The organism is Leptospira sanjuanensis (assembly GCF_022267325.1).
Lineage (GTDB): Bacteria > Spirochaetota > Leptospiria > Leptospirales > Leptospiraceae > Leptospira > Leptospira sanjuanensis.
The window spans coordinates 1,163,002-1,185,090 of the sequence record NZ_JAIZBG010000001.1 but is presented as its reverse complement, the minus strand read 5'-3'; the positions used below and the strand labels follow the sequence as shown (position 1 = coordinate 1,185,090).

General features: G+C 45.8%; 20 protein-coding genes. 6 read left to right on the top strand and 14 right to left on the bottom strand.

Translation table 11 applies throughout. The annotated features are described in order from the left end of the window. Window positions 1-395: 395 nt before the first annotated feature. Both LFX25_RS05365 and LFX25_RS05360 read right to left on the bottom strand, forming a co-directional pair. The gene (locus LFX25_RS05365) at window positions 396-1,970 is read right to left on the bottom strand and encodes a flavin-containing monooxygenase (protein WP_238729317.1); all 1,575 of its coding nucleotides are present in this window, start codon (window positions 1,968-1,970) and stop codon (window positions 396-398) included. A gap of 354 nt (window positions 1,971-2,324) precedes the next feature. Continuing rightward, window positions 2,325-3,704 (bottom strand): phospholipase C/P1 nuclease family protein, encoded by a 1,380-nt coding sequence (locus tag LFX25_RS05360; RefSeq protein WP_406600480.1) that lies wholly within the window; start codon window positions 3,702-3,704, stop codon window positions 2,325-2,327. A gap of 612 nt (window positions 3,705-4,316) precedes the next feature. Between LFX25_RS05360 and LFX25_RS05355 the strand changes: the two genes are divergently transcribed. After that, window positions 4,317-4,865, top strand: coding sequence for a hypothetical protein (locus LFX25_RS05355; protein ID WP_238729316.1), 549 nt, complete (start codon window positions 4,317-4,319; stop codon window positions 4,863-4,865). A 168-nt stretch (window positions 4,866-5,033) separates the two neighbouring features. Here the strand turns inward: LFX25_RS05355 and LFX25_RS05350 are convergent, their stop codons facing one another. The 12 genes from LFX25_RS05350 to LFX25_RS05295 all read right to left on the bottom strand — a co-directional run bounded on the left by LFX25_RS05350 (window position 5,034) and on the right by LFX25_RS05295 (window position 18,723). Further along, entirely contained in the window at window positions 5,034-5,468 is a 435-nt protein-coding gene (locus LFX25_RS05350) for a DUF4345 domain-containing protein (protein WP_238729315.1), read from the bottom strand. Window positions 5,469-5,558: 90 nt separating this feature from the next. Beyond that, complete coding sequence (locus tag LFX25_RS05345) at window positions 5,559-6,632, bottom strand: helix-turn-helix domain-containing protein (protein ID WP_238729314.1); 1,074 nt, start codon at window positions 6,630-6,632, stop codon at window positions 5,559-5,561. Next, entirely contained in the window at window positions 6,629-7,441 is an 813-nt protein-coding gene (locus LFX25_RS05340) for an Lp29 family lipoprotein (RefSeq protein WP_238729313.1), read from the bottom strand. Before LFX25_RS05340 ends, LFX25_RS05345 begins: the two co-directional genes overlap by 4 nt. Before the next feature lie 228 nt (window positions 7,442-7,669). Beyond that, on the bottom strand, window positions 7,670-9,676 hold the full coding sequence (locus LFX25_RS05335) for a putative Ig domain-containing protein (RefSeq protein WP_238729312.1): 2,007 nt from the start codon (window positions 9,674-9,676) through the stop codon (window positions 7,670-7,672). Between the two features lie 211 nt (window positions 9,677-9,887). Next, window positions 9,888-10,679, bottom strand: coding sequence for an Lp29 family lipoprotein (locus tag LFX25_RS05330; RefSeq protein WP_238729311.1), 792 nt, complete (start codon window positions 10,677-10,679; stop codon window positions 9,888-9,890). A gap of 191 nt (window positions 10,680-10,870) precedes the next feature. Continuing rightward, window positions 10,871-11,350: an E-cadherin-binding lipoprotein adhesin Lsa16 gene (lsa16, locus tag LFX25_RS05325; protein WP_238729310.1), complete on the bottom strand. Its 480-nt coding sequence runs from the start codon at window positions 11,348-11,350 to the stop codon at window positions 10,871-10,873. A 13-nt stretch (window positions 11,351-11,363) separates the two neighbouring features. Continuing rightward, on the bottom strand, window positions 11,364-12,587 hold the full coding sequence (locus tag LFX25_RS05320) for a hypothetical protein (RefSeq protein ID WP_238729309.1): 1,224 nt from the start codon (window positions 12,585-12,587) through the stop codon (window positions 11,364-11,366). 5 nt (window positions 12,588-12,592) lie between these two features. Continuing rightward, the gene (locus tag LFX25_RS05315; protein ID WP_238729308.1) at window positions 12,593-13,174 is read right to left on the bottom strand and encodes a c-type cytochrome; all 582 of its coding nucleotides are present in this window, start codon (window positions 13,172-13,174) and stop codon (window positions 12,593-12,595) included. A 14-nt stretch (window positions 13,175-13,188) separates the two neighbouring features. Next, window positions 13,189-13,740, bottom strand: coding sequence for a DUF3341 domain-containing protein (locus tag LFX25_RS05310; RefSeq protein ID WP_238729307.1), 552 nt, complete (start codon window positions 13,738-13,740; stop codon window positions 13,189-13,191). Next, window positions 13,740-15,107: an NrfD/PsrC family molybdoenzyme membrane anchor subunit gene (gene nrfD, locus LFX25_RS05305; RefSeq protein ID WP_238731511.1), complete on the bottom strand. Its 1,368-nt coding sequence runs from the start codon at window positions 15,105-15,107 to the stop codon at window positions 13,740-13,742. Before nrfD ends, LFX25_RS05310 begins: the two co-directional genes overlap by 1 nt. Window positions 15,108-15,132: 25 nt before the next feature. Continuing rightward, window positions 15,133-18,198 (bottom strand): TAT-variant-translocated molybdopterin oxidoreductase, encoded by a 3,066-nt coding sequence (locus LFX25_RS05300; protein ID WP_238729306.1) that lies wholly within the window; start codon window positions 18,196-18,198, stop codon window positions 15,133-15,135. An 18-nt stretch (window positions 18,199-18,216) separates the two neighbouring features. Continuing rightward, window positions 18,217-18,723 carry a cytochrome c3 family protein gene (locus LFX25_RS05295; protein WP_238729305.1) on the bottom strand — a complete coding sequence of 169 codons (507 nt, stop codon included), beginning with the start codon at window positions 18,721-18,723 and terminating at the stop codon, window positions 18,217-18,219. 297 nt (window positions 18,724-19,020) lie between these two features. Between LFX25_RS05295 and LFX25_RS05290 the strand changes: the two genes are divergently transcribed. From LFX25_RS05290 to tnpB, 5 genes are all read left to right on the top strand, one after another. Then, complete coding sequence (locus tag LFX25_RS05290; RefSeq protein WP_238729304.1) at window positions 19,021-19,884, top strand: endonuclease/exonuclease/phosphatase family protein; 864 nt, start codon at window positions 19,021-19,023, stop codon at window positions 19,882-19,884. Window positions 19,885-20,173: 289 nt separating this feature from the next. After that, window positions 20,174-20,593 carry an ester cyclase gene (locus LFX25_RS05285; RefSeq protein ID WP_238729303.1) on the top strand — a complete coding sequence of 140 codons (420 nt, stop codon included), beginning with the start codon at window positions 20,174-20,176 and terminating at the stop codon, window positions 20,591-20,593. An 86-nt stretch (window positions 20,594-20,679) separates the two neighbouring features. Next, window positions 20,680-21,216, top strand: coding sequence for a helix-turn-helix domain-containing protein (locus tag LFX25_RS05280; RefSeq protein WP_238729302.1), 537 nt, complete (start codon window positions 20,680-20,682; stop codon window positions 21,214-21,216). A 209-nt stretch (window positions 21,217-21,425) separates the two neighbouring features. Then, window positions 21,426-21,713 carry an IS66 family insertion sequence element accessory protein TnpA gene (gene tnpA, locus LFX25_RS05275; RefSeq protein WP_118966454.1) on the top strand — a complete coding sequence of 96 codons (288 nt, stop codon included), beginning with the start codon at window positions 21,426-21,428 and terminating at the stop codon, window positions 21,711-21,713. Beyond that, window positions 21,704-22,051 carry an IS66 family insertion sequence element accessory protein TnpB gene (gene tnpB, locus LFX25_RS05270; protein ID WP_118966397.1) on the top strand — a complete coding sequence of 116 codons (348 nt, stop codon included), beginning with the start codon at window positions 21,704-21,706 and terminating at the stop codon, window positions 22,049-22,051. The genes tnpA and tnpB overlap by 10 nt, the downstream gene beginning before the upstream one ends. Window positions 22,052-22,089: the final 38 nt, after the last annotated feature.

The following is a 22,089-nucleotide window of genomic DNA, read 5'->3' as shown; positions in this document are numbered from 1 at the left end:
TCACTGAGTGATGAACATAAAGACATATCGTGTTGAAATCAACTCTTTCTATACAATTGTTTCCACTTCAAATAAATACGCACAAATAAAACACCTTTCTAATGTAATCAAAGGCTCATGACGTTGTGTGAAAGAAACACCGCGAATAAAAAAAATTTTTCTTCGTTTGTTTCCCTTGATAAGCCGTTTAAAAGCACAACGAGTATGGATGAAAATCGAACCATTCGATAAAAAATAGATTATAACTTTACTGCCGAGTCCGATGATCGTAGGTTGCGAGAATAAAAAAAGCCGGGCAAAACCCGGCCATACAAACGGAAACGTTCTACGGTTTCCAATAGAACCCCGTCTCATTCGATGAGATCGCGGTTCCGATTGAGTCTTGAGAATCCTTTTTAGCGGAAAACTCCCGAAAACAACATCGCGATACGAGAAACCAAACCGATACTTTCCAGTCGATCGTCCGCCTTTACCGCTTCGTAATGTGAAAGATTCACGAACTTGGTTTTTAAACGAAACTCGAACGTGAATCCGGGCCACAACGTAGTATTCTTACCCGAACTCGTGCGATACCAACTGACGCAACCTCCCGTATTCCAGATGGATTTTTCCAATCTTGACTGAATCGCCTGATTGTATTTATCCTGAGCTTGTTTCAACACGTTGATAAATTTCAGTTTTTTCTTACGCATGGAAAGAATACACTGAAGCACGTAATGGATCTGCGATTCGATCATCAAAACCATGGAACTATGACCGAGACCAGTGTTCGGACCTACGATTAAAAAGAAATTCGGAAAGCCTGAAACGGTGGTCCCCAAATACGCTTCGGCTCCGTTCTTCCAAGCGTCGTTCAGATCGTTTCCGTTTAAACCCTTCACTTCAAAAGGAGACATTGCCTCCGCGGCCTGAAAACCCGTCGCGAGGATGAGCGCGTCGATCGGATGTTCCGTACCGTCCTTCGTAACGATTCCGTTCTCGCGGATCTCTTGGATCGCAGTAGTATTCACGATCACATTCGGTTTTTGTAATGCACCGTAGTATTCGTTGGAAATCAAAACGCGCTTACATCCGATCGTAAAATTCGGAGTCACTTTTCGTCTGAGTTCCGGGTTTTTGATCTGTTTTTTGAGATAACTTTTCGCAAATGCCTCCAGTATCCTCATCAAACCCGGATGAATCGTAAAAGCGATCACCCGGAATTCGAGCATCCAATAGATCGCAAGACGGAACAACCGTTGAGCCGGAGGAAAAAAACGGAACAACCAACGTTCCGTTCCGGAAATCGCGCGGTCCGGTTTCGCGATCACCCAAGGCGCTGTTCTTTGAAAGAGATGCAGTTTTTTGACGCTCGGTTGAATCGCGGGAACGATCTGGATCGCACTCGCTCCGGTTCCGATGACGCCCACGGTTTTATTGTTGAGATCGTAGGAGTGGTCCCAGCGCGCCGAGTGAAACATCTTCCCTTTGAATTTTTTCAAACCGGGAATATCCGGAAGAACGGGACGGCTCAAACCGCCGGAACCGTTAATCAGACTTTTACACTTAAACGAATTTCCGTTCGTAGACGTTACGTGCCACAACCCGGATCGTTCGTCGAAGATCGCCGAGTTCACGGAATTGTTAAAACGAATATGAGACCTGAGATCGTATTTATCCGTGCAATGATTCAGATAACCCAGGATCTCGGATTGAAGACCGTACATTCTAGACCAGTTCGGATTTTGTTCGAACGAAAAAGAATACAGATGAGACTGTACGTCGCAGGCCGCGCCCGGATAATGATTGTCTCTCCAAGTACCTCCCACCCCATCCGCTTGTTCCAAGATGACAAAAGAATGAATTCCCGCTTGTTTTAAACGGATTCCCATTCCAAGTCCCGCAAACCCCGTTCCGATGATAATCGCGTCCAAGACCGGATGATCGGAAGTTTTCAATTTATCCGCCGCTTCTTTCAATTTCTGAGCCATTTCCCTATTCTCCAAATTCAATCGAAATCATAGAAAAACCTTAAGGATAAACCTTTCGCTTTTCGGGAATGATCCTAACATCAAACGCCGTCTTCTTCGACCAGACTTATGATTTTTGACCGAGATCGGCTGATCGATTCCGAAATCAGAGAGGATTTTTTTCCGCAATTCAAGAGTCGTTCGAGCAAGATCCGAATCCATACCGGAGACGAAAATCGGCTCCGTAAAGAGCGGGCGGAGCAAATCGAAAGAATGCCCCTAAAAGAACCGGGGCATTTTTATGAAAGGTAAAATCGCGCCGCATAACCGCAGGAATCGTATGCGGCGTTTCTTTTTCGAAAATCGGAAAACGTTCTAATCCTTTAAGAGAGAACGGAGAATTTCCCGCGTAGCCGAACCGGTTAGAGAAAAGTCCCGGCCCGTTTCTTCCAAAAGATGATCGGCTTTTTCGCGATCCAAGGTCGGGAAGATTTCCTTCATCTTGGTTCCGAGTTCCTTTTCCAGATCATATTCAGGTTTCATTGTATATTCGTAACCGAACGTATCGATGATGGATTCGTTGATGTCGACCGCATGGAAAGCCGCCCGCTTACCCACGAATTTCATCAAATCAGCGTTAGACGATTCATCCGGGAAACCGTCGAAATCTTTCGTTAAAAATCCGGCCAAAGTGGAAGTCACCGGAGTCGGGCTCTTATAAAACTGAATCAATCCGTAGGAAACGAAGTCTTCGTATAGGAAGTGACGATTGGAAACAAGCTGTGTGGTTTTCGCCTTCGTTTCCTTTTTGGATTCCTTAGAAGAAAAAGCAAATTTCAAGTAATAGAAAAAACCGGCGTCAGGAACCGCTTTGGAATGATACGGTTGCCCGATATCCTGAATGTAATGACAGGCCCAAGCGGCGAATCGATATTTCCAATAATCGTGTCCCGTTTTTCCGGCCAATTTGGAAAGTCTGGAAAACAACTCGATTCGATCCAAGATCATTCCTCCTTCCACGATTTCCGGCGCGAATAAGGAAAGAATCCAGTTTTCGTTCTGAAACTGCATATGAAACGGAGCCTTGCTGCTTTCACCTTGCGGTTTACCGTACGGCTGCTTTCCGTATCCGTATTCCTCGAAACCCCAAAGACTGTGGTCCATTCCCCAATCGGGTTCGTCGATAAAGGTATATAATACGTTTCTAATCTTGATTTTTTTACCCGCGGTGGATCGAAATCTCGCAGGAAGTTCCGCCAAATCGGGTAAATACGGAGTGATCGCCGAAACCGGAACATCGCCGTTCATATTTTTAGAACCGGGAAGAATACGCTCCACTTCCATAAATTTGGTCGCGGGATTGAGTCTCGCGGCCTTTAAAAAATCGAGGACGGTAGGCGATTTCGCATTAAATTCCACCTTTTTAAACCGCTTTGAGCCGCGTTCGGTTTCCCAATCCGCAAACTCGTCGAATAGAACCTTTAAGGAATCCTTTTCCTTTTTTACGAAAGAATCAAGGGACTCCGAGGAAACCTCTTGAGAAATGAATTGCATCGAAGGATGTTCCAATGCGCGATCCATCACGAGATAGTGAGTGCCCCAGGAAAATACGCCCTGCGGGAGTAGAAAAAGAAGGGGAAAAATCCAGATTTTCCGGCCGAATTCGAAAATTTTTTTACGAAATAAAATCGAGAAAGAGGAAACATTGGATGCGAAAGACGCGTGGGAGGTTGCAATTTTTTTCTTTTTTATCATGATAATTCTCTTCGTTCAGGATATGGAAGGTCCAAGAATATCTCCAAAGTAAACTAACGCAATCAAAGATTCCCAAACCTCTTTCGATCCCGTAAAAATAGAATTCCCGATTTCCCGGAAGAAAAAACTCAACCGTTCGGAAACGGAGTTATTCATAACGGTGATTTCAAAATCAAAAAATAATTTTTTGATAACTTATAAGATGCTCCTCCAAAGAAACTTCATAACACCGCCCCACATCGCAGCGCCAGGAGCGATAACCTACAGCTTATTTTCTTCGATAAAGCAGATCCGGTTTCGAAACACGCGTAAGCAGCATCGACTTCGGAGTAAAAAAATCGAATAAAAAAAACATCTTAAAAATTTTCATTTAACAAATGAAAGGCGAATAACGTTCAGGTTTTTAAGAAAAAATTCCAAAAAGTTTGAAACCAAATATTTAAAGCTTAGAAGCGTATCGTTAACGCGGAATGAACTCCCGAAAAAAAGGAATAAATTTATTTCCAGAAATGAAAATCCCGGTTTTAGCAAAGGTTTACTCTTCGAACGACAACGCGACTAACGATCGTAAGATTTAATTTTCGCGTTCCGTTCTAAATAGAGGAGACCCCAATGCAAACAAAAACAAAGAACGTTAGATACATTCTAACGCTCACTCTCGTAGGATTGGCGATCAATTTTTCGAATTGCGCCGAGGACAACAAAACGGATCTGACTCCGATTCTCGCCATACTGGCGTTAGCCGGAAATTCGGGTCCGGCGGACCTGCCGCAACCTACGGACGGCACCGCCATTATGAAGTTAGGCGATGAAAGTTTCGTTCTGACCAACCAGCAATTGTGCGTTTCGGGAGTCGGAGGAATTATCGTTCAGATGGTCGACGCGGACAACCTTCCGATTTTGAACATCCACAACATCAATTTCTCGCAGACTACGACGCATACGCTGGGTGAAGGCGGTTCCGCTTTGGACATCGACACCGCTGGAGGAGTTTACGGAGCGGGAACCAATAACGTCCGAGGAACCTGTACCGCAACGGTTAAGGAAACTTCGGCTACGATCTTCGATCTTCAAGCGTTGAACTGCCCGATCACGAAGCAGTTTGCCGCAAGCAATATTCCCGATGCGAAACTCTCGTTTCGGGTTCGTTGTACAAGATAAAAAAGATTTGAAGATCCGTAAGAAATAGATTCGGAATCGAATTCCAAAATATCGTTCGATCCGACCGCATTAAACCTTCCTTCGAAACTCATTCGAAGGAAGGTTTTTTCCGATTCTCGATGTAGAAACGTTTTTAAAAACTTTCGTATCGTTGTAACGAAAAACTCGTTACTTCGATGTTCTTTGTAATATCCAGGTTCCGATGGCAACCGCTCCTACTTCGGTAGCCATGCTCAAATAGATGTATTCGTTTCCCGGACCGTCCAAGAACAAAGTGTAAATTCTTCCTAAGAACAAACCGGATGCGGTTGTGATGGCGAGCAGAATCGAGGCCCTACGCCATTCTTCTTTGAATAATCCGAATAATAGGACGACGCCTACTCCCAAACAAAGTCCGCCGTACATTGCTCTGAAATCCGCGAGCGCTGCGGAACTTTTGATTTCGATTCCGATCATCGAAGCGAGTCGAATCGGAACGAGAAAAAAACCGATCGTAAAGCCCGCGTAAACCAAGACGTTTAAAGCGATATAAATTTTCGAAAAAAACTCGAGTAGACGATTTCCTTCCGCGGATCGCTGCATCGATAGGCTGTTGGTTTGCATTCATACCTTCCTTGTTGGCTTGCAACAAGACCCAGTATGCACCGCTTCGATTTGGAAATCGACCGGTGTTATAAAGGCTTACAATTTTTTTCAGACCTTTGCGGTTTTTCGATATTCGACGGGAGTTTTTTCGGCGAGCTTTAAAAAGGCTTCGTTGAAAGAGGATCGATTGTTGAATCCGACTTCCATCGCGATTTCTAAAACGGTCTTATTCGTTTCCGCGAGAAGTTTTTTCGCTTCTTCCACTCTGTATTGATTGAGCCATACGAAAAAACTCTTATTCAGTTTGCTATTGATGAGTTCCGAAAGTTGATGAGTCGTCAACGAAACGCGTTCCGCGACGGCGGCAAGAGATACTTCCTCATCCTGATAGAATTTTTCGGTTCGCATCATCGTTTCCAAACGCGCAAGAATCCCTTCGATTTCCAATCCGCCGAGACGCGATCGGGAATACTTCGCCTTCACCAATTCTACGTGGATCGTTTCTTCCAAATTGGAATAGCGCTTTCGTACGTAATAGATTCCGCACAAAGCCAAAGAAACAAAGACGGAGGAAATTTTTAAAAAGAAAACGCCGTATAAAAATCCGAGAGCCCCGAATACGGAAACGCCCGCAAAGTCCAAAGCGCAGATCCGGATCAAAAGTCGAAGCGAAGCTTCTTTGACCGAAATTAAAATTCGAAAAATCGAAATTCCGAAAACGAAAGAAAATACGGTCGAAGCAAGAAACAAAAATAAGACGAGGCTTTTTGCGCCGGAAGCGTTCGAAAGACTCACGACTTTCCAGGGAAAAACCGATTCTTCCCGAGGAATTAAAAAAACCGCAATTCCGCAGACGATCGTCGGAATCCAAAAAAGAATTCGCTTTCGATCAAATCGAAAGTCCTCCTCGACCATTGCGGCTAACGCCGTATATGCGAGCGGCCCCGAGGCAAACAAGAGCGGAATTGTTAAGCGAACATAGAAAGCGGAATCCGAGAAAACTCCCTGACAAACGGCGGAGTTCAAAAGCTGCAAAACTCCGATACAAAGCAGAGTGATCGCGAAAGAGATTTGAAATTTAGTTTTTTTGAATGGAATCAGTTCCGGAAACGCGAGCAAAAAAGCCAGAAATCCCCCGAAGACGGAAAAGGCATTTCCGAACCATTCCCAGGAATCGTTCATTTTCGAAATGCGGCCTGCGCTTGGATAAAACTCGCAACGTCCATCTCGAACTTTGATCCGAATTCTTGATATACGAACTTAGGCGGAGAAGTCACCTGTTTGAGAGCGTCGCATCCCATTCTACGACATTCTTCCGGTACGGAAGAAGCCCAAACGGCACCCATCACGGAATATCCGTTGTCGTATTTGATCGAAGTGAGCTGATTTAGATTTCTATCATAAATTCTGATTTCGGTCCCGGCTTGCAAGGACGCATAACTCGGAATCAGTCCGAAGCTGATGACGGAAAAGATAGAGGAAAACAATTGTACGACGCTGCTCCCGAAATGTTTCGGAGTCTGAAACGCGGGAGTATGGATTCCGAGAACGTAATAATCGACCCCGATGTCCTTGAGTTTAAAAATCCTGTCCTCCCCTTTTTTTTCCACGCTCGTAACGTATGTCAATTCCAGAACCCCGCTTTCCTTAACTTCGTTGAGATAATCCTGGACGAACTTCTTAACCTTATCCGAGGGAACATCCTTTCTAAAACCAGCCGACTTGAGATCGGATGCGTAAACTCCATTCTGAAATTTTAATATGGTTCGATCGGGATATGCGAGATTGGCGGTATAAACCCTCGTTTCCGCGGAAGAAGTCGTCATTTCCGTCGCATACGGCCGAAAACCGATGTACGCGATTCTTACCTTGGATAAGTTCGGAATCGCGGCACTGTCCGCGCCGTCTTTTTGCACATAGTAATGATAATTACAGTCGAGAAGAAAGGAAAGAAACAGAATGTAAAATACGAAGAATCGAGATTGTTTCATAGTGTTACCGGAAAATTGCGGACTCGAATGTCCTCTCGTCCGCTTCCGTATTAGATTCTCCTAAAGCACGGCTCTTTGCAATCAAAAAGAAGAATCGAAGCGCGGGGGCCCGTAAAAAAATCGGAAAGATCCGCGCGGTTCCGATTCTTTTTAAAATCGAAGTTCGATTCCGAAATTCATTTACGGAATCTTATTCTTATTCGGCTCCGACCTTAGGATCGTCTCAAATCACTTATAAAAAATATGTACGGCCCCGGAATTCGAAACGCTATCGTCGTCGGTCGCAGGCGTTGGGGGAGAATTTACGGACTTATTCAAAATCATTCCGAGACCGTCGTCGTCGTTCTGCGCCGCGACCGCCATCAAGTCTCCGTCGATACAAACCGCAATTCCAAACGCATCCGAAGCTTCCGCGTTAGTCGCTTTTAAATAGGATTGAAAGGCCCAACCGGAAGATAGTTTTCGAAATACATAGGCCGCGCCGGAATTACTTATGGAATCGTCGTCGGCTCCCGGACCGGCAAGTGTCGCAGGCGAATGTAAAACTCCGGTTTGAGCGCTGTCCTCTCCGGCTGCTCCAGCGACAATCATATCGCCCGAAATGGAAACGCTTCTTCCGAAGTTATCGTTCGCTTCGATATTCGGGGACTTCAAGTAGGCTTCAAACGCCCAAACGGTTCCGGTTCTACGAAATACGTACACGGCACCGGCAGCAGAGGCGGAATCGTCGTCGCCCGCAGTCGTAAGATTCGCGCTTAGAGAATTTGAAATCGTAGTTTGAGGGCTGTCTTCGTTGTAGGCTCCGACTACGGCGACATTTCCGTCTTCCGAAAGATCCAAACTGGCTCCGAACTGATCGCTGTTATCCGCGTTCGGAGCTTTGAGATACGATTCGAACGCCCAATTCGCGCCGGTCTTCCGGAATACATAAACCGCACCGGAGTTGGAAAGGGAATCATCGTCTCCTACGGTCGTAAGCGACGGCCCTAAGGAATTTTGAATCGTCGTATTTCCGCTGTCTTCGCTGATCGCACCGGCAATCAAAGTGTCTCCTCTGATTTTAAACTTGAGTCCGAACAAGTCCCCGGTTTCCACGTTGGGAGCTTTGATATAGGCGTCCCAAGTCCAAGTCGTCCCGGTTCTTTCAAAGATATAAATCGCGCCCGAAGTCGGAGTGGAATCGTTGTCGGTCGCACCCGTAAAACCGGGTGCCGGAGCTTGGATGATCGTTCCAAGACCTCCTCGCTCCTGACCAGCGCCTACACCAATCCGATCGCCGGAAATCGAAACACTGGTTCCGAATTGATCTCCAAGATCTGCGTTAGGCGCCTTTAAATACGCCTCTAAGCCCCAGACCGTTCCGGTTCGACGGTATACATACGCAGCCCCTGAGCTCGACAGAGTGTCGTCATCTCCCGCGGGTGTCAAACCGGCAAAAGGAGAATGAAGAATGGCGGAATTCCCGCCATCCTCGGCGCGAGCACCGACGACGATCGTATCTCCCGAGATAGCTACGCTGCAACCGAATTGATCGTTCGCTTCCGCGTTCGGAGCTTTGAGATACGCTTCCAAAGCCCAAGCGGTTCCAGTGCGACGAAACACGTACGCGGCTCCCGCGCCGACTGCAGAATCGTCGTCCCCGGCAGAAGTCAAACCGACAAACGGACTTTGGATAATCCCGGTTTGAGCGCTGTCCTCGCCGCAAATACCCAGCACCAAAGTGTCTCCCGAAAGATCGAGATCGAATCCTCCGCTCGTATCGCTGCTATCCGGATTGGGGGCTTTTAAAAAACTCTCCCATTCCGCATTGAGAGCATCGACAGAAATCTGAATTGAAACGGAAGAAGAGCCGGAGGAATTCGAAGCGGTAATCGTATAAGAAGAAGTGGCAAGCTTAGAAGTAGGTATACCCGTTATTTCACCCGTGGCGGAATCTAAGGAAAGACCGGACGGCAACGCGGGTGAAACGGAAAGCGAAGTTACAGAACCGGTGATCGTGGGTTGAATCGTAGAAATGGAGATGTTCTTAATAAATTGAAACGAACTCGTCGCGTAAGTCAAAGTGGGAGGAGTTCCCGCAGTTTTCGAAAGATCTTCGATCGTCGCCGAAGTAGGATTGCCCAGCAACACCATGAAATGACTCGGATCGTGACTCTGCAGACAACCGAAAAAAAAGCACTGACAAAGAACGGAAAACCAAAGGATTCGAACTCGAAAATGAACATTTTTTTCCAAAGATTTTCCTCCCTTCTTTTCCAGACTTCTTCAAAGTCTGTTTTTCTAGGGAGAATGGTAGATGAAATCCGGTCGCCCAACAACCCCGATTATAAATGAGGAAATCTTCGATTATAAGCAACCGATCCGAAGCAGAGGGCAAAAAAAACATGTTCTATTTGCAGAGCAGGAGGGAAACGAAGTTTGAAAAAACTTCGTTTCAGAATAGATCTTATTTTTTCACCTGCTCTATCAACCGTAGAACATCCTCTTCTACTTTAGGACCCATTCCTTGATAGACAAAACTTTGAGGAGATTCGACTTTTTTCACGATACACTCCAACCTACCGCACTTAGGTGGATTCGCTGAAATCCAAATTGAAGAAATCGAGGAATAAGAATTATCATATTTCAGATTATTGAGAAGTTGCAAATTCCTGTCGTACACTCTCACTTCCGTATTTGCTTCTTCCGCACTATAGCTGGGTATCAATCCGAGAGTGACCATCGAAAAAAGTGTGCTAAATAAATGTAGAATTCCGACTCCGATATTCGAGACTTCGGTAAAGGCCGGTCCATGTATTCCAATTACGTAATAGTCAACCGGATAATCTTTGAGTTTATAAATCAGGGTTTCACCTTGTTTTTCCGTTTCCACAAGGTAAGAAATTTCCTTTAAACCGCTTATCTTTACCTCTTGAAGATAAGATAGTGTAAAAGCTTTTACAAGATCCGAAGATAAATCTTTTCTCGTCCCGTTACTTTTCAGTTCATCGATAAAAACGCCCTTTTCTAATTTTGGGATCGTACGCTCGGCGTACGTCAATTCGGCGGTATACGTTGTGCGTCTACCGCTGGATCCGGTCATCCGAGCGTCGAAAGTTCTAAAACCGATATACGCGATTTTCGGTCTTTTCTCAATCTTAACATCACCCGAGACCGGGAACTCCTTAAGAAAAAAATGTCGATTACAATTGAAAACGAAACCTACAACAACAATCAAAATGAAACTTAAATTTCTCACGTCAAAACCCCTTTTTTAATATATTCGTCCTTTGCTCGAGCTCGGACAAAAAACGAATGTATTTTAAGAATTGATAATATTTTCGAATACCGAAGACTTTTAGTTCAAACAATATCACGGCAAAAAAAAATCCATGCCCTTCTTTCGAAGCGGCATGGAGCTTTCCAATGTTTTAAGTAACGGTTGCTGTTTTACTTTTTCAGTTCCGGAGCAAGTTCTGCCAAAGGAACCTTATCCTTAGGAAGAGAAGCGTATTCCGGGAATTCGTATCCGTTCGGATAATGCTCGTGGTCTTCAGGATTGTAAAAGTGAACGTAGTCTTTCCGGTATCCCCAAGTGAAAACGGATTTTTCAGGATCCTGTCCCACCACTAAACAACGAGGATTGATCCAGCCTTCGGTTTTTTCGGTCTTAACACGAACGAAAAGTTTAGGATTCGCTTCGTGGTTTCTGTAGTCATACACTCGAACCACGGAACCGGGAGCGATTCTTTCCTTAACTGCGGAAGTCGCATCCGCTTCCGCAAAAATAGGAACCGTAGGTTCCAGAGAAGCGTTCACTAAGGAAGGATCGCAATTCTTATGATTGGTAACCTGCGCGAGTTTCGAACAGGCTCCCAAAAGAAGAGCCATACTTGTTAAAAGAACGGTCAGTTTTAAATTCTTTTTCATCGTTCTTCCTCTCTTATTGATGATGATGTAAGGATTGATCCAATCTTGGATCTCCCACCGGAATCAGAGCCGCGGACTCGTAACGTTTCAACACTACGAAACCGAAAAGACCGATAAAACCGATCACCGCTCCGAGAGTTACTACAAGTCCGGAAAGCTGGAAGTTTTCGAAGTTAGCCGGAAACACCAGCCAATAAATTTCGATCACTTGCGTAAACACGATCCAGATCGCAACTTTCACGAGAAAGTTGATGTCTCTTTTGTTCGGTCTGTTCAAGAGCAACAAAAACGGAAGGATGAACTTGATAAACGGAAGAGCGTAAGTGAACACTTCCCAACCGCCGGTCAATCTCTGCTCGTAAAAGAAAGTTTCTTCCGGAATGCTCGCATACCAGATCAACATGAACTGTGAAAATCCCACGTAAGCCCAGAACACGCAGAAACCGAGCATGAACTTACCGATATCGTGGATATGGTTTTCGTTCACTAAGTTTCCGAGATAACCTTTCTTTTTCAGAAAGTAGATCATGATTACGAGAGTGGAAAGTCCGGTTTGATACGCTCCCGCGAAACAATACACTCCGAACATGGTGGAAAACCAGTGCGGGGTCAAAGACATGATCAAATCGAAAGAAGCAAGAGAGAAAGAAAGAGCGAAGAATACGATAAATCCTCCGGCCAATCTCGCGTTGAACTGAGTGTGTGCAACGTCCTTATCCCCGTCTTGTTTGGTGGAACGTTTGTGGAATAACCATCCGAAAACGGACCAAGCCGCTCCGAAAAGAATCATTCGGATCACGAAGAAAGGAGTGTTCAACAACGGCTTCTTGTGCTGAAGAAGATGATCGTGAGCTACGACTTCTTCGTGACTCCACTCGTAAAGATCGTGGATTCCCACCGTAGTAATCAGTAAAAGAACCGCGACTACGGGAAGAAACAATCCGTAACCTTCGGCGAGTCTTCTTACCGTAATGGACCAATGAGCACCGGTGATATTGCTGATCGCAGTGAAGAAAACTCCCGCGAGCGAAATCCCGGTGATAAAAAAGGTTCCGATCAAAAACGCGGACCAAGCCGGATTGGAATGTCCTCCCTCGTGTCTGGGAGGGGTATGAGAAAGGGTGAAATACCCAATGAGTAAACTTAAGACTCCGATCCCGATCATCCCGAAAAGGGCGCTGCGGGTCTTGGAGTCGAGTTTGAAGTTAATCAGATTTTGTTCGACTTTGACTTCCATGATTCTTAATTCCTAGCCACGTCTTTTTTTGTTCTGTTCTCGTATTCCTGGAGTTTTCTCACGTAGAGAACGATCTTCCAGCGGTCTTCGGGAGAAACTTGAGCAGCGTAGCTCTTCATTCTTCCCCAACCCGCGGTCATTACGTGATAGATCTGTCCGTCGGAATATCCTTGGATCTTAGGAGAAATCACGGCAGGAACCGGAAAACCGATTCTTGGAGCCGGACCAACGATGGTTCCATTCCCCGCCCCTCTTACGCCGTGGCAAGGGGAACAATACGTTTGATATTTAGCCTCTCCCTTTTGGAGATTGGCCAAATCGTTTTTAAAAGGATTAGAAAGTCCTTTATTCGGTAATTGTGTTACATCCAATCCGAGATACTCGTATGGATAATAATTCACCGGAACCGCTCCTTTCGGAGGAATTCTGGAAGCCGCTCCGTCGTGTGCGATCGGGTCCTCTTCCTGAGCTTCTCTCGCCGGAGAATCCGCCATATCCGGAAAGTATTCCAGAGGAGGCGTTTTGGACTCGCAGTTCCAGAATAGAACAGCGGCCAAAAGGAAAATTAGAGATTTGTAATATTTCATTCTTGTCCCTGCTCCTATTTCACAACCTCGACGTTCTTTCCGCCGAGACCCTTGATGAAGTTCACGACCTCGTCTTCCTTATAACCTTTGGAAGAGGATGGAATCCAGAGTGCGAACTTGTCCGTAGTGATGTCCGGATGCAAAACTCTCCGATTGATTTTCGGAAGTCTGGTTAAAAAGAACATCGCCGCCGCGGTTCCCACACCGGCCATAAACACGGTGAATTCGAACGTAATCGGAATATACGCGAACCATGCGTTCAGGTTTTTACCGGAGATGTTGATGGGCCAATCGAACTTGTGGGTCAGATACTGCATTCCGAAACCTACGGTGCATCCGAAAAGACCCATGAAGAACGTCACCCAAGGAAGACCGGAACGGGGAACTCCCATCGCGTCGTCCAAACCGTGAACCGGATACGGAGTGAAACAATCGAAGTCCGTATAATTCTTCTCTTTGGTTTTTTCCGCCGCAGAGATGATCTCCGCGGGGCTGTCGAAAAGCCCGAATACTCCCGAGCTTGTTTCTTCGAACGTATGAAATTGTTCTTTATGAGGTTTATACATCAGTGGTGTCCTCCGTCTTTGTGAGGCATAACGGTTTTAACTTCCGCGACCGCGATAACCGGCATGATTCTACAGAACAGAAGGAACAACGTGAAGAAGATTCCGAACGTTCCGATGAGCATCATGAAGTCGTAAACGGTTGGGATATACATATCCCAGCTGGAAGGAAGGAAGTCCGCGTGAGTCGTCATAACGATCACGTATCTTTCGAACCACATACCGATGTTTACGATGATCGAAATCACGAACATAACCGGGATATTGGTTCTGAGTTTTTTCCACCAGAATACCTGCGGAGAAAACACGTTACAGCTAAACATGATGAAGTAAGCCCAGCCGTAAGGACCGAAGGCTCTGTTTACGAAAGTAAACCCTTCGTATTCGTTACCGGAATACCAAGCCATAAAAAACTCGGTGGAGTAAGCAAGACCTACGATCAAACCGGTCACCATGATGACCTTGTTCATGTTCTCCAAGTGTTTCATGGTGATATAATCTTTCAGATTAAACACTTCTCTCGCGATCACCATCAGAGTTACGACCATTGCGAACCCCGAGAAAATCGCCCCTGCCACAAAGTAAGGAGGGAAAATCGTGGTGTGCCATCCGGGAAGGATCGAAACCGCGAAGTCGAAGGATACGATCGTGTGAACCGAAAGAACCAGTGGAGTGGAAAGAGCCGCGAGGATCATCGCCACCATTTCGAGGTGAGACCAAGCCTTGTTGGAACCGACCCAACCTAAGGAAAGAATGTCGTAGATCTTACGTTTCATTTCTCCTTGGGAACGGTCTCTTACGGCCGCGATATCCGGAATCAAACCGATATACCAGAACACGAGAGAGATCGTTAAGTAAGTCGAAACCGCGAACGTATCCCAAATCAAAGGAGAACGGAAGTTTACCCAAAGTGGTCCTCTTTCGTTCGGATAAGGGAACAACCAGAATCCCACCCAAGGTCTTCCGATGTGGATGATCAGGTTGGAAGCGGCGGTTAATACGGCGAAGATGGTCATCGCTTCTGCGGCGCGGTTGATCCCGGTTCTCCATTCCTGGCGGAACAGATAAAGAACGGCCGAGATCAGGGTTCCGGCGTGACCGATACCGATCCAGAATACGAAGTTTACGATGAAAAATCCCCAAGCCACGGGATTGTTGATCCCGAGGATGTAGAGACCTTCCCACATCAGGTATCCGATGATACCTAAGTCGATCACGGTAATGGTAAGAACCAGAAGGAAAGCCTTCCACCACAAAGAAGTGGGGAACGCTTCGACCGGTCTTAAGATATCCTCGGTAACGTCCCGAACCGACTTACCGCCGGTTACGAGAGGCTGGATATCCAGGGCTTCTTTGACTGCGTTGGACATTGACATAGCTTTTTACGTTACTCCATTAAATTGAGCTTCTGACCCGGGTCAGGTAAGCGACCTGAGGACCGACGTTCAGATATTCGAGGACACGGAAAGATCTCGGGCTGGAAGAAAGTTTCGCAACTTCCGAACTCTTATCGTTCGTGTTACCAAAGCTGATTGCATCCGCCGCACAACTTTGTTGGCACGCGGTTTTCACTTCTCCGTCTTTCAGAACTCGGCCTTCGTTTTTAGCCGCGATCTTCGCTTCCGCGATTCTATGAGAGCAGAAGTTACATTTTTCCATAACCCCGCGACCGCGAACAGCAACCTCCGGGTTGAGTCCCAAGTAACGAGGAGCTTTGGAACCTTCCGCTCCGTTATACCAGTGCTGCATCCAGTTAAAACGTCTTACTTTGTAAGGACAGTTGTTCGAGCAGTAACGAGTTCCCACGCAACGGTTGTAAACCATGTCGTTGATCCCTTCGGAACTGTGAACGGTTGCAAGAACCGGACAAACGGTTTCGCAAGGAGCGTTGTCGCACTGTTGGCAAAGCATAGGCTGGTGAGCCACTTGAAGAGTTTCGGGCCTGTCGGGTTCGCCGATGTAGTAACGGTCGATTCGGAGCCAGTGCATTTCGCGACCGACGCGAACTTCATCACGACCTACAACAGGAATGTTGTTCTCCACTTGGCAAGCGATCACACAAGAACCGCAACCGGTGCAAGAAGAAAGATCGATGCTCATTCCCCATTTGTAACCAGGGTAAGCGTAAGTAGGATTTGCACCCGTAGCGTTTACGAGTTTCCCGTCTTTTAGGATCTTAGGAATTTCGGAAGGAGCCTTGCCGGAAGCAGGGTCTTTGCGATATTCTTCGATCGTAGTCGATTGAACGATCGGACGATCCGGATAGCTGAAACCCGGAGACAACATGTGGTGGTGTTGTGTGCAGGCTAACTTATACGTCTTTCCCGTTTTTTCCAGGGAAGTGATTGTGATACCGGAATAGATTCCTTTTTCGGAAAGAACATACGCATTCTTACCGACTCCCGTTCCGACCGCACCCGCAGCCGTTCTACCGTAACCTACCGCGATACCGATCGCTTCTTTGTGCATTCCAGGTTGGATCTGCGCGGGAAGTTCGATGGTCTGAGTCGCCGTTTTCAGAACGAGAACGTCGTTGGAAGAAATTCCCTTTTCTTTTGCAAGAGCGGGAGAAAGCAGGATGTAGTTATCCCAAGTGACTTTGGTCACCGGGTCCGGAAGTTCTTGAAGTTGAGCGTTGTTCGCCGCTCTACCGTCTCCGATCGCCGATGTTTCATACAACGCGAGTTTGAGACCGGCGGAAGCGGACTCGACTTTTTTCAAAGAAGAACGGTTGAAGTTTCTGGAAGAACCGGCAACTTTTTTGCGCTCGGAAGCTTTGACCGTGGTTCCCGCTCGTAAGAGGTCTTCCCATCTTTGTTTAGAGCCGAGTTTTTTGGTCCAAGAATTCTTCACGTATTCGTAAAAGCTGGATTCTCCGCCGAGTGAGCCGCCCGCAAACGCGATCAAACTGTCTTCGAACGAACGAGCATTGAAGAGAGGACGAATCGCAGGCTGTTGAATGGAAAAAATTCCCTTCGTAACTTCCGCGTCTCCCCAGGATTCGAGGAAGTGAGTCGTAGTCGCGAGAACGTTAGACGCAAGAGCGGTTTCGTCCGCGCGGTCCGTAAGCGCCACGACCAAAGCCGCTTGGTGAAGAAGATTTTTCCATTCTTCCCCCGCTTGATAAACCAGGTTTACGTCGTTTACGAAAAGAACTCCGACCTTAGTCGATTTGAGTTCCGCCGCGAGAGAATTGAAATTGCCGGAATAATCCGCGAGGCCTTCTTTTTTCGGGTTGGAATGATCCACGGTTTTGCCGTCGTTTTCCAACACGCTGTTGAGAAGGTTTACAAGAACTTGAAGATCCACCGCGTCTTTTGTGGAAGCCGCAAGACTTCCCGCAACCACGAGGGACTTTCCTTTGTTCGACCAAAGAGCCTTCGCGGTTTTGCGGATACTTTCTTCGCTCACACCGAGAGAAGAAGAAAGGCTCGCTACGGTTTCTCCGCCGAGAGCGTCTTTCGTGTTCGCTCCGAGTTCACCGAGAGCCGCCGCGATCGCAAAAGCGAGTTTGGTTTGGTCGCCGGGACGAATCGGAAGACGAAGATCCGCGTTGGAACCGGACATAGTAGGAATCGATTCCGCAGCTACGAAGAAGTTAACGTCTTTTGCGCCGTCGCGAAGGTTTCTTCTTTTGGAAAAATCCTTTTGGTGTTCTTCGGGAGAAAGCCAGTTGCCCATGAAGTCGCAATCGATCGAAAGAATCACGTTTGCAAGATCGAAGTGGTAGTTCGGAATCAGAGCCTTTCCGTAAGAAGCCGCCTGACCTTTGGAAACCGCTTCTTCCGCCGAAGTAAGAGAAATTTCGTAGTGTTTTCCGCCGCCGACGGTTCTTAAGAAATCGCCGATGATCGATTTTGTGGAAGGAGAATCCAATGGTTTTGTTACGACAACCGTCTTGCCTTTGTTGGCCGCAAGAGCCGCTTTTACTTTTGCGTCTACGGTCGCCCAATCGGATTTAACTTCGATTCCACCTTCGATGGTCGCAGGGTTTTGAGAACGATCGGGATCGTAAAGATCAAAGATTGCCGCCTGACCCGCAGCGCTTAACGCACCTTGAGAAACCGGGTGATCCGGATTTCCTTCGAGTTTAAGAGGACGACCGTCTCTCGCTTTCACAAGAATACCGGTTCCCGCAAAAACGGAAGCGTAGTAATAAGAATGTCCGTGTTTTACGAAATCGTATTGAGCGTTTTCGTCCGCTTTGTTGAGATCCACGTAAGGAACGATCTTCTCAACGGGTTTGCGGATACAGTTTAAGGAAGTCATCGCGACTCCCGCGCCCATCAGTTTTAAAAAGGATTTACGATCGAATTCTCCGGATTTGATTCTCGCGATCAAAGGATCGGGAGAAGTGAAGAATTCGGATTTCTGCATCTCTTTGACTTCTTCGTCTTTGTCTCTAAGATCGTAAGACAGCCAGTGAGCCTTCTTTTCTTTTTGGAAATTTTTTTGATCCATGTTCAGTATTACTCCCGGTTATCTGTGGCAGGTGGAACAATCTGTCGGAGCGTTGTTCTCTCTGTGACAATCCACGCAGTATCCCATGTTTAAGGATGCTACCTGTTTTACTTTCACCATCTCCGCTACGTTACCGTGACACTGAGAACAGTCCACTCCTCTCGAAATGTGACGAGAGTGATTGAACTGAACGTGGTCTGGCATGTCATGAACCTTAATCCATTCGATCGGCTTGTTGTCGTTATACGACTTAGCGAGTTTCTTGATCAGAGGTTTGTTGGTTGCAACGAGAGAGTGGCAGTTCATGCAAGTGGAAGAGGATGGGACTGTGGCGTGTGCTGAGGTTTCTACCCCGGTGTGACAGTATTTACAGTCTATCTTATTGTCTCCGGCATGTATCTTGTGATTAAAGGGTATAGGCTGATCGGGCGCATACCCAACATACTTGGAGGGAGAGAAAATCAGATACGCTACGGCCGCGAGGGCAATGAGCGGTACCGAAAGTTTCAGTGCTCTGTTATTCATTCGTATGAAGTCCCTATGAATCCAATATTGGTATTGGAAACAGGATTTTTGGCTCTGTGAAAAATTGCAAGTAAACGAAGATCTGAGGCCTTTTCCTTTGCGTTTATTTTGGAGTCTATTTGAGAATAGGTATCAATTAGGAAAGTTTCATAAATGAAAAATTAATTTTCAAAAAGTTCGAAAAAAATTTTGCAACCTACCGTAAAACGGCGGAAAAAGTTTTCCTTTTTTCGGAATAAAGAATTTAAAAATACGGAAACCTTTCTCAAAGGCTCCGTCTAAGGAGATTTTTTTACGATGCAAAAAAGCTTTCTCTCGTTCTTAGGAAGAATTCTTCCGTATCTTCTTCTTTTTTTTGCACCGCTCCTTATTCCGGAACCGCTCAAGGCACAGGATTCTCGACTGAGACTCGCGAGTTTCAACGCGATGTTTCTGTATGACGAGGTCGGAGACGAGAAAAAATCGCCTCAAGGAAGAATCCCGAGAAAAGAATCCGACTTTGAAAAAATCAAATCACATCTTTTGAAAATCGATCCCGACGTCATCGCACTCCAAGAGGTGGAAAACGAAGAAGCGATCCGGAAAATTCTCCCCGCATCTTTTTCCTGTTCCCTAACAAAGAAAATTTCCGGATACGATCAAAGGGTAGGAATCTGCTGGAAAAACAAATTTCGCTTCGCGGATGCGGCCCACTACTCCGCTCTTGCGATTGAACCCGGCTTGAGAAGCGGAGTGGAAGCGACTCTTTCCATCGGAAATAGGAACTATTCTTTTTTGAGCGTTCATCTGAAAGCCGGAAACTCGAAGAGAGATAAAAATCTCAGATCGAAACAACTTCTCGTCTTAAACGAGATCTTAAAAACGAAAGAGAATTTTTTTCTTCTGGGGGACATGAATTCTCCTCTCGGAAAGGATCATCGGTCCTGGAAGCTTCTATCGGAAGGTCTGAATCTGAAAAATCCGGGACGTTATGTGAAACAGAGCTGCTGGGGACACAAGGATTTGATCGATTTGATCGTAACGGATGTTTCGATCGGAAATTCGAAATTGGTTCCGGTTCCGTTTGCGGAAGACGATGGAGCGTTTGACGGAGTTCCTGCAAACGAAAGCGGCTTGTCCGATCACTGTCCGGTTGTATTGGACGTTAGGTTGGAGGGATAGAATCCGGAGATGATTGCGAGTCGCGAATTCACGCGTGTTTAGGCGACAGGACGAGCGGACAATCAGCAAATCACACACTTACCGTGAGTTCATGCGCGTTTAGGCGACAGTCGTAAATATTCTCGCACGTGCGTTTAGGCGACAGTCGTAAATATTCTCGCACGTGCGTTTAGGCGACAGTCGTAAATATTCTCGCACGTGCGATCGCTTACTCGCAGTTTTGATTGTAACCTATAACGACCGTACCACTTTGACCGAAGTAAAATTTTCAACGAAAGGAGTACAAATTTTGAATAACCGATCTCCCAAACAAATCGCAATGAGCTGGATCGAAGCGTATAACAGCCACAATCCCGATGCCGCCATATCGCTTTACGACGAAAATATTGCGAATTTACAGTTCCCTTGGGGAAAAACCGTTCAAGGACGCGAGGCGATGCGAAATACGTACGTCAATGTATTTAAGGCGTTTCCCGACATTCGCATTGAAGTCATGAATATGATCGAACAAGAACCTTGGGTTGTAGTCGAGTGGCGTTTCAGCGGGACAATGAAAGGAGAATTTGCGGGCCATACTCCCAACAACAATTCTTTTGATATGCACGGCTGCGAAATCTTTCAGATCGTAAACGGTAAAATTCTGGTTCAACACGGATATTGGGACAAGGAGACGATGTTCTCTCAACTCAAAATCGATATGAATCGTTGAACAAATCGGATCTCCGTTGAATTTGGTATGAAACTAATGACCTCGGTTGACAGATATGATAAAATCTTCAAGCCGAGGTATATAATATGTCGAAGGATTCTCAGCGATGTATTCAGAAAAAGATCAAAGTATTAAATCATGCCAAGGAATCTCAGAACGTTTCCAAAACATGTAGACACTTTGGAATTTCAAGAGAAACATTTTATCAGTGGAAAAAGGCATATGAGACCTATGGAGAAGAAGGACTCATTGATAAGAAACCGGGATTTCGTCCTGGTGCCTGCCCTTGGCGAACGAACAAGGATACTGAAGAAAAAATCTTACACCTACGTAGAACCTATCATTTCGGTCCACAAAGAATCTCATGGCACTTAGAACGCTATCTCTCGATAAAAATCACTGCTGCTGCAGTATATTATGTATTAAAACGAAATGGTATGAACAAGTTACCGGAGAATCAAAGAAGGCGATCTATTCCATCTTCGTTTATTCGATATGAAAAAAAAGTTCCAGGACATCATGTACAAATAGACGTAAAATTCCTTTCTTTCCGTAATTCCAAAGGCAAGGAAATTAAGAGATTTCAATATACAGCTATTGATGACTGTAGTTACCCCACTTAAAACCGTACAGCTGAGTTAGCTTCTAAATAATAGGAGTAATGCTATGAATAATACTATTATTAATGACCCGGTTACTGTAATCACATCGGTTCAACGAAGAAGAAGATGGTCTTCAAAGGACAAAGAACAGATAGTAAAAGAGACCTTTGAGTAAGCGCCTAAACAACCGCACCTTTTTCTAATCGTATAAATGTTGTAAACTGTCTTTGATGAAAAAAACGAAAATAGATTGGCCCAAAGAGTTTGATGACTTTTCAAAGAGTGGACTTTCCCAGCCTCAGTATTGTAAAGAAAGACACCTCAAATACACGACGTTTCGATATCATTGGGAGAGACGTTCTAAGCATTCAGAGAAGAACGACTTTGTAGAAATTCCTCCTTCCTCGACAAATTCTCAGTCATTGGTAGAAGCCGAATTTTTGACCCTAAAGATAGATACGTCGGGGAAGGCATCGCTCCAAGTAAACGTTCAGTTTAGTTTAGGACGATGGAGTTAAATCCCGGAAACAGAAAAGTGTATCTTCGACCTGGGGCGACGGATTTAAGGAAATCGATCAATACGCTCTCTGTAATCGTAGAAGGAAAGATGAAAAAAGATCCGTATTCGGCGAGCGTCTTTCTCTTCTGCAATCGCAAGAAAGATAAACTGAAGATGCTCTACTGGGATAAGAGCGGGTTTTGCCTTTGGCAGAAGAGACTGGAAGAGAGTAAATTCCCGTGGCCGAACTCAGAGGAGGAAGTGCATAAAATACCCGTTGAAAGGTTTCATTGGCTATTGAATGGGATCGATTTTTTCAAAGAGCACAAGAAACTAAAATACAAGAATGTCAGTTGAAAATGTTTGACTCAAGAAAAGAAAGTATTAAGACTGAA